Source organism: Flavobacterium sp. (assembly GCF_043779715.1).
In the GTDB taxonomy this organism is placed as follows: Bacteria; Bacteroidota; Bacteroidia; order Flavobacteriales; family Flavobacteriaceae; genus Flavobacterium.
On the sequence record NZ_JAYWDT010000245.1, the window covers coordinates 1 to 13,016 of the forward strand.

Sequence of the window (13,016 nt, forward strand, 5' to 3'; positions counted from 1 at the left end):
TGAACCTACAAAAACATCGGTTTCTAAATTCTATGAGTATTTGAATACAAATCAAGTAGAAAAAGTAGAAATTATAAATGACAAAACCGTTGAAGTTTATCTAAAAAAAGACGCTTTAGCTGCAAAAGCACATGTTAAAATCCCTAAAATAGATTTGTTACAAAAACCAAATCTTGGTCCACATTACACCTTTCAAATCGCTAATAATTCTGAAAATTTTCAGGCAAAATTAGATGAAGCTCAAAAAGCACATAAGTTAAACTCATTCGAATTTAAAACATCAAGCGAGTGGACGGATTTAGTAGGATTTCTTCCAATTATTTTATTAATAGGTTTCTGGATTTACATGATGCGACGCATGTCAGGCGGAGGTTCAGGTGGCGGTGGGCCACAAATTTTTAGCATCGGAAAATCTAAAGCAAAACTTTTTGATGAGAAAACAGATATTAAAACAACTTTCAAAGATGTAGCTGGACTAGAAGGAGCAAAAGAAGAAATACAAGAAATTGTAGAGTTTCTTAAAAATCCAACAAAATATACCGATTTAGGAGGTAAAATCCCAAAAGGAGCATTACTTGTAGGTCCTCCGGGAACAGGGAAAACATTATTAGCAAAAGCTGTTGCAGGCGAGGCTCAAGTTCCTTTTTTCTCATTATCAGGATCTGATTTTGTCGAAATGTTTGTAGGAGTAGGTGCTTCACGTGTGCGTGATTTGTTTAAGCAAGCCAAAGACAAAGCACCAGCTATTATTTTTATAGATGAGATTGATGCAGTAGGTCGTGCTCGTGGAAAAGGAAATATGTCTGGCGGAAATGACGAACGTGAAAACACATTAAATCAGTTATTGACAGAAATGGATGGTTTCGGAACAAATTCGAACGTAATCGTAATCGCAGCAACAAATAGAGCCGATGTTTTAGACAAAGCTTTAATGCGTGCTGGTCGTTTCGACCGTCAAATTTATGTTGATTTACCTAATATAACAGAACGTGCCGAGATTTTTGCCGTGCATCTTGCACCACTTAAAAAAGTAGATAATCTTGATACTGAATTCCTTGCCAAACATACTCCAGGTTTTTCAGGAGCTGATATTGCAAATGTTTGTAACGAAGCAGCGCTTATTGCAGCCAGAAATAATAAAACAGCTGTCGATAAACAAGATTTTCTTGATGCTGTCGATAGGATTGTAGGCGGATTAGAAAAGAAAAATAAAATTATAACACCAGACGAAAAGAAAGCTATTGCGATTCACGAAGCTGGTCATGCAACTGTAAGTTGGATGCTAGAACACGCTGCACCACTTATAAAAGTGACTATTGTACCTCGTGGGCAAAGTTTAGGTGCTGCTTGGTATTTGCCTGAAGAAAGACAAATTGTGCGTCCTAATCAAATGCTAGACGAAATGTGTGCTACCATGGGCGGAAGAGCTGCAGAGAAAGTTATTTTTAATAATATTTCTACAGGAGCATTAAGCGATTTAGAAAAAGTAACAAAACAAGCCAGAGCAATGGTTACGGTTTATGGACTAAATGAAAAGCTAGGAAATATAACTTATTACGATTCATCAGGGCAATCAGATTATAATTTTTCTAAGCCTTATTCTGAAGAAACGGCTAGAACAATCGATGAAGAAATTTCAATTTTGATTGAAGGACAATATCAAAGAGCCATTGCGCTTCTTGAGTTACACAAAGACAAACTAAATCAATTGGCGGATATTCTTATAGAAAAAGAAGTTATTTTTAAAGACGATTTAGAAACTATTTTTGGAAAAAGACCATTCGATAAAGAAGTTTTCGTTGACGTTATTCCTGAAATTGTTTAAAACTTAGTTAATAACATATCTAAAAATCTCAATCTAATTGCTTAATTGGATTGAGATTTTTTTATCTTTGGTAGCAATTAAGCAATAATTTCCACGTATTTTAAGTATATGAGTATTTTTAGAAAAATATTTGGCTCAAGCAGTGAAACGTCAAACGATACTAATGAAAATGATTTCAATCCGTTTCAGGATATTCATTCTCAACTTCCTGTCGACGAACAATTTACTCATAATTTCAAAAAAAATGGGGGTAAATTTTTATATTGTGAAAATAAGGTTGAACTAAATGAACAGTTTGAAAATATTCTCGAAGAGAACGATTGGTTCGAATCTGAAGCGATGTGTTTAGAACCAAGATTGTTTAAAATGCTCGATGATAATAAGATTACTTTCGATAAGCCACAAAGCCCTAAATTTTTCTTGGCGAGTTGCGAGAATCTAATTGCCGATGAAGGTTCAGTATTGTTTTCATCAAATCAAATTAAACAAAACAAACCAAACGATTTGCCAGATAATATAATTTTGGTGGCTACTACAAGCCAGATTATATTAAATAAAAGTGACGGCCTTAGAGAAATAAAAAAACGTTACACTACCGATTATCCTACGAATATTACCACTTTTAAATATTTTGAAAAAGTAAAAGAAGAAGACTTTTTACACTACGGAAGTTCTCCAAAACATTTGTATTTATTGCTTTTAGAAGACTTGTAAAATGAATGAAAACGTAACACGTTCATTGTCAGGATTGGTATATATACTAGTGCTAGTCTTCGTAACACTTTTTTCTAGAGAGTCATTTTTGTTGCTTTTTGGACTGTTTATGTTGCAAACTGTTCGTGAATTTTGCAATTTGATATTTTTACCAAAAATACCGGCAATGCTAATCGCTGGATTATTATATTTTATATTTGGTTGCTTCTTACCAGAAAATAAATTAACCGATTTTGGATTAATTCTAGCTTCTTTATTTGTTTCTATCAGATTGCTATTTTGGCTATTTAAAGGAAAAACGATTGCAATAGATGTGCAAGGAAAATGGGTTAATCTAATTGGATATATTATTTTACCTTTTATCTTTATAGTAAAAATTTCAAATTTAGAAGAATCTTTTCAACCAAAACTAATAATTGCTATCTTTATACTTATTTGGACAAATGATACGTTTGCTTATATTGTAGGGAAATCTATTGGAAAAAATAAATTATTCGAATCTATTTCTCCTAAAAAAACGATAGAAGGATTTGTAGGCGGAGTAGTTTTTGCAATAATTGCGAGTGTTATAATTTCAAAATATTATTTGCAAATGCCAGTTTATGTTTGGATAATAACTGCATTAATAATTAGTTTTTTTGGTACAATTGGCGATTTGGTCGAGTCTAAATTCAAACGAATAGCCAACGTAAAAGACAGTGGAAATATAATGCCAGGTCACGGTGGTATGCTAGATCGATTAGATAGTATTATATTTGTAGCTCCATTTTTATTTTTATTTTATAAAATTATAGTATATGTTTCATAAAGAAGGTTCAAAAATTATTTTAGTAGCAACATTATTATTTGTTGCAACAATTGTTTTAGCAGGAGAATTTATCAATTTGCCATGGCTTACAATGGGAATTCAGCTTATAGCTTTGTTTTTCTATATCATAATTTTGCAATTTTTTAGAAATCCAAACCGAAGTATTGTTGACAATGACAATCAGATTGTAGCACCAGTAGATGGAAAAGTAGTAGTTATAGAAGAGGTTTTCGAGCCAGAATATTTCAAAGACAAACGTTTACAGGTTTCTATATTTATGTCACCTATAAATGTGCATGTTACTCGTTATGCTGTTTCAGGATTGGTAAAATACAGCAAATACCACCCGGGAAAGTTTCTTGTGGCTTGGCATCCAAAAGCCAGTACCGAAAACGAGCGTACCACAGTAGTTATCGAAAATAAAGTTTTTGGAGAAATATTGTATCGTCAAATAGCTGGAGCGCTTGCCAAAAGAATTGTAAATTATGCAGAAGAAGGAACGCAAGTAGTTCAAGGAACCGATGCCGGATTTATAAAATTTGGCTCACGAGTAGATTTGTTTTTACCATTAGGAACAAAAGTAAATGTGAAACTAAATGAAGTGGCGACAGGAAACAAAACGATTATAGCTTTAGGTTAAATGTCTGAAAAAGATTTAGATACACGATTTCAAGAAGCCATACAACTTGCTCTAACGATTCCTCAAGCGTCGTTGCCACAAGATGTTCAGTTAAGATGTTATGCCTATTATAAGCAAGCTACCTTTGGTTCTTTAGGAAGTGTAAATTACTCAAATCTAGACGTTAGAGATGCTTTCAAGAATAATGCTTGGTTGCAAATAAGTCATATTTCAGCCGAAGAAGCAAAAGAATGTTATATTGATATTATCAATCAAATTTCAAAAAAATAGTATATGAAATATTTATGATGCTAAATCACGAATACAAATTAAGATTTCCTAATAAATATACCATATTCCAATAAAAAATAAATATTATCTACATATGAAATATTCTCAGTTATTCGTTATCATATTGGCATTAACAACTGTAGTTTCATGTAAAAAAAATACATTAATCGAGCAAGTAGATGTGCCAGCAACACCTATTGAAGTTGTAAAAGTAAAAGGCGGAAATAGTAAAGCAACCGATGTGAAAGCTACTGAAGGCGCTTTTGAAATGTTTCAATTACCCTATAATTACAAAGCGCTCGAGCCAAATTTTGATGCCACAACTATCGAAATCCATTATTCTAAACACCATTTGGGTTATGTAAATAATCTGAATAAATCGGTGATTGGAACAAAATACGAAACACTTTCGTTAAACGATATATTCAAAAACCTGAATTTATCCGATACTGAAATTAGAAATAATGCAGGAGGTTTTTACAATCATAACTTTTTTTGGGGAAACATGTCGGCCAATGCTGAAGGCGAACCAGAAGGCGATTTAATGGAGGCTATTGTTAGAGATTTTGGTTCTTTTGATGCCTTTAGATCACAATTTACAGAAACATCGCTCAAAGTATTTGGATCCGGTTGGACTTGGTTGGTTTCAGATAAAACAGGAAAATTGCGAATTGTAACCACACTAAATAACGACAATCCTTTGATGAAAAATCTAGGTTTTTCAGGTATTCCTCTTTTAAATTTAGATATGTGGGAACACGCTTATTATCTGAAATTTCAGAATAAAAAGAGAGAATATGTAAATACTTTTTTTAGTGTTATAAACTGGAATGAAGTACTAAAAAAATACGACGCTTTCCCTAAAGTTGCACCTTCAGTTGCGCCAACTAGTGCACCGACCGAAACGACTATTCCTGCAGAGACACCAACATCAGTTCCTGATGAGTTTAAATAGTTTTAAATACTAATAATTACTTCTTTTGTTTTGAGTTAATTATTGTTTATAAATTAGTCAACTTTTTAAGTTAGTGGTCATTGTAAAAATATATAAAATGAAATTCAAACTATTATTTTTAATATTACTTGTTTCCAAAATTAGTTACTCTCAAAATGAAAAACTTGACGACTACAAAATTGACAACATCAAAAATGTCATAGCTTTATTCAAACAGAAAAACATTGACAAAATATCAAAAATCATTAACTTCCCTTTAAGTAGAGAATATCCAATACCAAGTATTAAAGACAAAAATGAATTTAGAAAGCGTTTTAATGAAGTTTTTGATAAAACTCTTGTTGACAAGATTGCTAACTCAAAAATTAAACAATGGTCAGAAGTTGGGTGGAGAGGAATTATGTTGGACAATGGCATTGTATGGGTAGAAAGTGATAATGGGAAAATAACTGCCATAAACTATCAAAGCGACTTTGAGAAAAAGTTAAAAAATGGTTTGATAGCTAAGGAAAAAGAAAGCTTGCATGTTTCATTAAAAACTTTCAAAAGCTCAACATACAAAATAAAGACTAAAAATTATTTGATTAGAATTGATGAACTATCTAATCAAAAATACAGATATGCTTCTTGGAAAACAAATAAAATAGAATCTTCAAAACCTGATATAATTTTAAATAATGGAGAATTAGAATATGAAGGAAGCGGAGGTAATCACGTTATTGCCTTCTCGAATGGAAACTACACATACAAAGTTTATAGAAATATTATTGGAGAAGACAATTCTCCAGATATTACATTTGAAGTTGAAAAAGACGGAAGGGTAATTTTAACCGAAGACGGAACATTAATGAATTAATACCAACTCTATACTAACAGCAGTTTTTCGGGATTGCTAGAGCTTGGTTTGTATTAGAAAATTCTGAGAATTTTAAATCAAATCAAACTTTATATTTTGAATAAAAAAACACGCAATCTGCGTGTTTTTTTATTCAAAATATAAATATATTATTTTAAACTACTTCCTTTTTTGCTCTAAAAACAAAGAATAATCCAGCAATTATAAACGGAATACTTAACCATTGTCCTGTAGATAAAATACCTAAAGCGGATTCGAAACCACCTTGGCTTTCTTTTACAAATTCAACTAGAATTCTTACTGAAAATAACGTGATTAAGAAGGTTCCGAAAAGGAAACCTTGTTTTTGACGGGCATCAGTTTTCCAATAAAAAAAGAATAAAATTGCAAAAACAAAAATGTATCCAAAAGCTTCATATAATTGCGAAGGATGTCTAAACGGAATTGCATTTAGAGTTGTTGCAAAATTAGGATCAGTTTCTATAAGCTTGTAAGCTTTGCTTAAATCGTTTGTTTGTGTGATTTGACGTATGTTTTTATCCATCCAAAACTCGTCTTCACGGATAAATTTCACACCATAAAAAGGTTTTCCTGAAACAATTGGTCCGTAAATTTCAGAATTAAAAAAGTTGCCTAATCGTACAAATATTGCTCCACTGGCAACAGGAATTACAACTCTGTCGAGAATCCATAAAATAGGTCTTTTAAGCACTTTGGTAGTATAAAAATACATCGTAATAATAACCGCAATTGCTGCACCATGACTTGCTAAACCTCTAAATCCGGTAAATTCCCAACCTTTTATAAAATAAAATAAAGTAGCGTTTGGATTTTCTCTTATTGGAAGGAAAATTTCGAGTAAATGATCTGGATAATAACTACTCCAATTGTAAAATATAACATCACCCAATCTTGCACCAATTAAGATGGCAAGTACCATGTATATTAGTAAACTGTCTAATTTTTCGATTGGTTCATTTTCTCTTTTAAAAATTGGTTTCATAATAAACCAACCCAAAACAAACGCTACAACGAACATTAAACTGTAAAAATGTAAGGTAAATGAACCCAATTGTATTCCTTCCGAAGGATTCCAAACGATCTGTAAAAAGTGTGTCATATTTTTGTTTTCTGGTATTTGGTGTTAGCCAAAAGTAGTATTTTAAAAAGAAATTTCAATATGAATTGTTAAAATTTTAACTGGATTTCTAAAATCTGATATCTGCACCCGAGCCTGAAAGAGCGAGCGGACGGAGTAATCTAATATATTAAGGAACTGGATCGTAACCGCTTCGTCCCCAAGGATGACAACTCAAAATTCTTCTGGCACCAAGATATCCTCCTTTAAATAATCCGTGTTTTTGTAAAGCTTCGGCTGTATAATGAGAGCAAGTAGGAGTGAACCTACAAGTTGCGGGAGTTAGTGGCGAAATTACGATTTGGTAAAATCGAACCACAAACATAAATGGAAATATCAGAATCTTTTTTAAACTCAAAATATTATATTGAAAATGTTGTGCCTTCTTTTCCGTCTTTCAACTGAATTCCTAAAACCAATAGCTGATCTCTAATCTGGTCTGACATTGCAAAATCCTTATTCTCTCTGGCTTGTTTGCGCATTTCGATTAGCATTTCTACAACACCTTCTAGCTTATCGGAGTTATTATCGTTTGCTTTTTCGTTTTTAATACCTAAAACATCAAAAAGGAAACTATGCATCGTGTTTTTTAGCACTTCTAAATCATCTTGAGTTAAAGTTTCTTTCTCATCATTAACCAAATTAATGTATCGAGCACCTTCAAACAATTGAGCGATTAGAATTGGCGTGTTAAAATCATCATTTATTGCATCATAGCAATTTTGTCTCCATGATTGGATGTTAAGTGAAGATGTGTTTTTAGCTTGCAAATTATTTAAAACAGCAATGCTTTCCATCAATCTATTAAATCCTTTTTCGCTAGCAACCATCGCCTCGTTAGAAATATCTAAAACGCTGCGATAATGTGCTTGCAGAAAACAAAAACGTACTATATTTGGGTGAAAAGCTTTTTCGAAAAAAGTATTTTCTCCATTTATGAGTTCCATTGGTAAAATATAATTTCCAGTAGATTTACTCATACGAAGCCCGTTCATAGTGAGCATATTGGCATGCATCCAATATTTTACTGGCGAACTTCCGTTGCAAGCTTTCCCTTGTGCAATTTCGCATTCGTGGTGTGGGAATTTTAAATCCATTCCGCCACCGTGAATATCAAAATATTCACCTAAGTATTTTGTACTCATTGCAGTACATTCTAAATGCCAACCAGGAAATCCTTCACCCCAAAGCGAGTTCCATCTCATGATGTGAGCGGGAGAAGCATTTTTCCATAAAGCAAAATCTTGCGGGTTTTTCTTTTCGTTTTGCCCGTCTAAATCTCTGGTATTGGCTAATAATTCTTCAACATTTCGGTTGTTTAGTTCGCCATAATTTAGTCCTTTTTTGTTGTATTCTAAAACATCAAAATAAACAGAACCATTACTTACATAAGCAAAATCATTAGCAACTAATTTTTCAATAAGCTCTATTTGTTCTACAATATGACCTGTGGCAGTAGGTTCGATACTTGGTGGCAAAAAATTAAATAAATCTAAAACTTTATGAAAATAGACAGTGTATTTCTGAACTACTTCCATAGGTTCTAATTTTTCGAGTCGGGTTTGTTTTACAAATCGGTCGTTATTTACATCGCCATCATCGGTAAGATGACCTGCATCAGTAATATTTCTCACATAACGAACTTTGTATCCTAGGTGCAATAAATACCTAAAAATCATATCAAACGACATAAAAGTTCGCACATTTCCCAAATGAACATTACTGTAAACAGTTGGCCCACAAACATACATACCAATATTTCCTTCATGAATAGAAGTGAAATTTTCTTTTTCGCCAGAAAGCGTGTTGTATATTTTTATGGGTTGCGATTTATATAATGACATTCTTTTTATTTTTTTAGGAGCTATTCCTGCTTTTCGTTTCAATCTTTTTTTCGTGCCTCAAAAAAGGATTTTCACTGCAATCAGGTCTAGGGCATTTCGGTATTAATGAATTTTATTTTAGAATTTAGTTTCCAATTTAATATAATCTAAGAATTCTCTTCGGGTTTCTAAATTTTTAAATTTTCCGCCAAACTCGGATGTTACAGTACTACTTTCTATATCTTTTATTCCGCGAGAGTTTACGCAAAGGTGTTTTGCATCGATAACACAAGCCACATCGTCGGTTCCTAAAGCAATTTGAAGTTCTTGTACAATTTGCATTGTTAATCTTTCCTGAACTTGTGGTCTTTTCGAATAATATTCGACAATTCGATTCATTTTAGATAAACCAATCACAGTCCCGTTTGATATATAGGCCACATGAGCTCTTCCTATAATAGGTAGCAAATGATGTTCGCAAGTAGAGTAAACCACAATGTTTTTCTCAACGAGCATTTCGCCATATTTGTAATTATTATCAAAAGTAGAAGGTTTTGGTTTTTTGTTAGGGTTTAGTCCGCCAAAAATTTCTTTTACAAACATTTTTGCCACACGGTTGGGTGTTCCTGACAAGCTATCATCAGTAAGATCCATACCAAGTGTTTGCAAAATACTTTCTACATCTTTTTTTATAGATTCTATTTTCTGATCATCGGTCAGAACAAATGCGTCTTTTCTTACAGGATTTTTTGCATTTGTAGCAATATGATTGTTTCCAATTTCGTCTTGAAAATCGTCGTTATGAGCCATTAAATATAAGGTTTAAACAATTAAAAAGTTTATTAATTGCAAATATATGTAATATATTCAAATTTATTTATTGATTTTGAGTATTAAAAAGTGTAAACAAATATTAATTATTACTTAATTATTTCTTAAATTTCGAACGAATTTAACTAAACCAACTAAGAGATGAAATTTATTACCCTTAAAATTATCTTTGTTTTTATGATCTCACAATTTATTTATTCGCAAGAAAACATAGATTGTAATGCGAATTATAAGGCCGAGATTGCAGAATACACAAAAGAAGATGTTTATTCTGACAAATTTGCTATTGTAAATTGGGATTTTTCAGAAGTGAAAGATGCTTCAATTAAAATTGAAATAGTTCCTATTTTAGATTGTTTCCATAAAGAGAAAGCCGTTACTTATAAAGATACCTTTATCCTAAATATAGGGAATGCCGAAAACGGAATTGCTGGTTCGAAAATATTAAGTCATCTTGAAATGATGAGTAAGTGCTTCAAATGGAGAGTAATTGTTAACAAAACAAATTGCGAAAAAATCTCTGATTGGCAATATCATAATTTCATAAAATAAGTTATGCAAAATAATATGAAAAAAATAATACTATTTTTAGTTTTTAGTTTAGTTGCTATTAATATTTATGGGCAAGGAGCAACATGTGCAACCGCAACAGCTTTTTGTGGGGCGGATGGCACTACTCCATCCTTGATATTTCCAAGTGCAACAACTGGTGGTGGCGGAGCAACTGCATGTTTGGGTTCTACACCTAGACCAGCATGGTTTTACTTTAAAGTGGATCAAACTGGGACTTTAATTTTTGATATTATTCAAAATAGGAGTTTTAATGCTGCTGGTTTTCCTTCACCACTTCCAGCGGATGAAATGGATGTCGACTTTGCAGTTTGGGGGCCTTTTGCTTCGGCAACTGGGAATTGTGGAAGCATGGTTAATAACTGTCCTGGGACAACAGGATGTCGTAATAATGACGCAGACCCTCCAGGGTCTGGAGGGTTTCCTGGGGACTATCCTAGACCTGCTCCAGGTAATTTGATAGATTGTAGTTACAGTACTAGTGAAACCGAGCACATGACCATTGCTGGCGCTGTTGCAGGACAATATTATCTTGCTGTGGTTACTAATTTCATTGGAGGTCCAGGATTTATAAAACTAGAACAAAGACAGCCTATTTTGCCAACTTATGGTTCTACAGATTGTGATATTGTCTGTGGTGTTTCTTTAGGTCCAAATCGTACGGAGTGTGCAGGGACTTCTATAAATATTACAGCATCTTTTGCTGATACAAATTTTACAGGTACACCACCTTTTCAATGGTTGTTAGGAGGTGTAGTACAACCTGCTTATAATAATATGCAAACTATATCTGTAAATCAAGCAGGAACTTGGTCAGTAAAAACCACTAGACCTGGAGGATGTTATGAGGTTACCAAAAGTATGACACTTACATATTACGCTCCAATACCAGTAACACAACCTACGGATATTGTTCTTTGCACAAGTTCGGCAGCGCCTTATATATTTCCTTCAATAAACAAAGACACTCAAATTTTAGGTGCTCTCACAGCTTCGGATTATACCATTACATACCATACATCTCAATTAGCCGCAGATAATGGAAGTCCAGCTATTCCTTTTGCAAGTTTGACTAATTATTCTATCTCATCTTCACCAGTTAGAATTTATGTTAGAGTTGAGGATAACACAACAGGGTGTGTTGCTACGAGATTTTTTGATTTAATTGTGGCTGCTGCGCCGGCAGGTACGTTTTCTTACGCTAGTCCAACATATTGTACAAGTGTTACGACGCCACAGCCTATAGTTACTTCAGGTTTAACTCCTAGTGGAAGCTTTACAACAAATCCAACTGGATTGACAATAAATTCAACCACTGGAGAAATTATTCCTAGTACGAGTACACCAGGAATGTATACAGTAAATTATGATATTGCTGCAACGGCTTCTTGCCCAGCATTTAATACCAGTACAACAGTTACAATTAATCCAGTACTAACCCCAACAATAAATTGTGGTACAACTACAACTACTTCGGTAGAATTTACTTGGACAGCAGTTACAGGAGCAACAGGTTATAACGTGTCTTATCAAGTAAATGCTAATCCAGTAGTAAATGTTGGAGCAATTGGTAATGTATTAACTTATTCAGTATCAGGTTTAACTCCGGGAGATACTGTTGTAATTACATTAACACCTACTGGACCAGCAGGTAGTTGTTTTTTACCAAATACTCATAGTTGCATAGCAAATAATTGTGCACCACGCACTGCTGCTATATCTTATAGCACACCTAGTACACCTAACACATCATTTTGTGAATCAGATGCAGTACCTAAATTAGTTTATTTATCAGGAACTGGTGTTTTTGCACCAGGTACTTATACTGCAAGTCCAGTTATTCCTGGCCCTGAAGTTTTAATAATTAATGCAACTACAGGAACAATTACTCCAAACGGAAGCCCTTCAGGAGTTTATACAGTAACTTATACCGTTCCACCTGCATCTGCGGGTTGTTCAGCATTAACTGCTACAACATTAGTAACAATTAATGCATTGCCAACAATTACGGGAACTTTAAATGCATGTATTGGATTAACCACGCAACTTATAGGTTCTGGTACAGCAAATGGAACGACACCTTGGGTTTCATCAAACCCTGGAGTAGCCACTGTAAGTAATACAGGATTGGTAACAGGAGTTTCGTTAGGAACAGCAATTATTACTTATACCAATAGTAATGGTTGTGCTATTACCGCAACAGTAACGGTTAACGCTTTACCAACAATTACAGGAACCTTATTAGTATGTGTTGGATTAACCACGCAACTTACAGGTTCTGCTACTGCAAATGCGACGACACCTTGGGTTTCATCAAACCCTGGAATAGCCACTGTAAGTAATACAGGATTGGTAACAGGAGTTTCAGCAGGAACTACAATTATTACTTATACCAATAGTAATGGTTGTATTATTACCACAACGGTAACTATCAACGCATTGCCAACAATTACAGGAACTTTAAATGCTTGTGTTGGATTAACCACGCAACTTACAGGTTCTGCTACTGCAAATGCGACGACACCTTGGGCTTCATCAAATACAGGAGTAGCCACTGTAAGTAATACAGGATTGGTAACAGGAGTT

Annotated in this window: 13 protein-coding genes; 9 read left to right on the forward strand and 4 right to left on the reverse strand. The window is 33.5% G+C overall.

Annotated features, from left to right (window positions below; all coding sequences use genetic code 11):
* The 7 genes from ftsH to ACH2BG_RS11980 form a co-directional block, all read left to right on the forward strand.
* A partial coding sequence (gene ftsH, locus ACH2BG_RS11950) for an ATP-dependent zinc metalloprotease FtsH (RefSeq protein WP_395047921.1) occupies nucleotides 1–1,825 on the forward strand: 1,825 nt, incomplete at its 5' end.
* A gap of 108 nt (nucleotides 1,826–1,933) precedes the next feature.
* Nucleotides 1,934–2,539, forward strand: coding sequence for an LUD domain-containing protein (locus ACH2BG_RS11955; RefSeq protein ID WP_395047922.1), 606 nt, complete (start codon nucleotides 1,934–1,936; stop codon nucleotides 2,537–2,539).
* Nucleotide 2,540: 1 nt separating this feature from the next.
* Nucleotides 2,541–3,347: a phosphatidate cytidylyltransferase gene (locus ACH2BG_RS11960; RefSeq protein WP_395047923.1), complete on the forward strand. Its 807-nt coding sequence runs from the start codon at nucleotides 2,541–2,543 to the stop codon at nucleotides 3,345–3,347.
* Nucleotides 3,337–3,987, forward strand: coding sequence for a phosphatidylserine decarboxylase family protein (locus ACH2BG_RS11965; protein WP_395047924.1), 651 nt, complete (start codon nucleotides 3,337–3,339; stop codon nucleotides 3,985–3,987). Before ACH2BG_RS11960 ends, ACH2BG_RS11965 begins: the two co-directional genes overlap by 11 nt.
* Nucleotides 3,988–4,257 carry an acyl-CoA-binding protein gene (locus tag ACH2BG_RS11970; protein ID WP_395047925.1) on the forward strand — a complete coding sequence of 90 codons (270 nt, stop codon included), beginning with the start codon at nucleotides 3,988–3,990 and terminating at the stop codon, nucleotides 4,255–4,257. It begins immediately after the preceding gene.
* A gap of 94 nt (nucleotides 4,258–4,351) precedes the next feature.
* On the forward strand, nucleotides 4,352–5,212 hold the full coding sequence (locus tag ACH2BG_RS11975) for a superoxide dismutase (RefSeq protein WP_395047926.1): 861 nt from the start codon (nucleotides 4,352–4,354) through the stop codon (nucleotides 5,210–5,212).
* 97 nt (nucleotides 5,213–5,309) lie between these two features.
* Complete coding sequence (locus tag ACH2BG_RS11980; RefSeq protein ID WP_395047927.1) at nucleotides 5,310–6,068, forward strand: hypothetical protein; 759 nt, start codon at nucleotides 5,310–5,312, stop codon at nucleotides 6,066–6,068.
* A gap of 154 nt (nucleotides 6,069–6,222) precedes the next feature.
* Here ACH2BG_RS11980 and lgt read toward each other — a convergent pair whose 3' ends face one another.
* The 4 genes from lgt to folE form a co-directional block, all read right to left on the reverse strand.
* Complete coding sequence (gene lgt / locus ACH2BG_RS11985; protein WP_395047928.1) at nucleotides 6,223–7,188, reverse strand: prolipoprotein diacylglyceryl transferase; 966 nt, start codon at nucleotides 7,186–7,188, stop codon at nucleotides 6,223–6,225.
* Between the two features lie 148 nt (nucleotides 7,189–7,336).
* Nucleotides 7,337–7,531: a membrane protein insertion efficiency factor YidD gene (gene yidD / locus ACH2BG_RS11990; RefSeq protein ID WP_395047932.1), complete on the reverse strand. Its 195-nt coding sequence runs from the start codon at nucleotides 7,529–7,531 to the stop codon at nucleotides 7,337–7,339.
* Nucleotides 7,532–7,568: 37 nt separating this feature from the next.
* A complete protein-coding gene (gene cysS, locus ACH2BG_RS11995) occupies nucleotides 7,569–9,050 on the reverse strand; it encodes a cysteine--tRNA ligase (protein WP_395047933.1) in 1,482 nt (493 codons plus the stop codon).
* Nucleotides 9,051–9,167: 117 nt separating this feature from the next.
* On the reverse strand, nucleotides 9,168–9,839 hold the full coding sequence (gene folE, locus ACH2BG_RS12000) for a GTP cyclohydrolase I FolE (protein ID WP_395047929.1): 672 nt from the start codon (nucleotides 9,837–9,839) through the stop codon (nucleotides 9,168–9,170).
* Nucleotides 9,840–10,001: 162 nt separating this feature from the next.
* On the opposite strand from folE, the gene ACH2BG_RS12005 reads away from it, so the two are divergent.
* Both ACH2BG_RS12005 and ACH2BG_RS12010 read left to right on the forward strand, forming a co-directional pair.
* Nucleotides 10,002–10,412 (forward strand): hypothetical protein, encoded by a 411-nt coding sequence (locus tag ACH2BG_RS12005; protein ID WP_395047930.1) that lies wholly within the window; start codon nucleotides 10,002–10,004, stop codon nucleotides 10,410–10,412.
* 15 nt (nucleotides 10,413–10,427) lie between these two features.
* Nucleotides 10,428–13,016 (forward strand): Ig domain-containing protein (locus ACH2BG_RS12010; protein ID WP_395047931.1); only part of this gene is annotated, 2,589 nt, incomplete at its 3' end.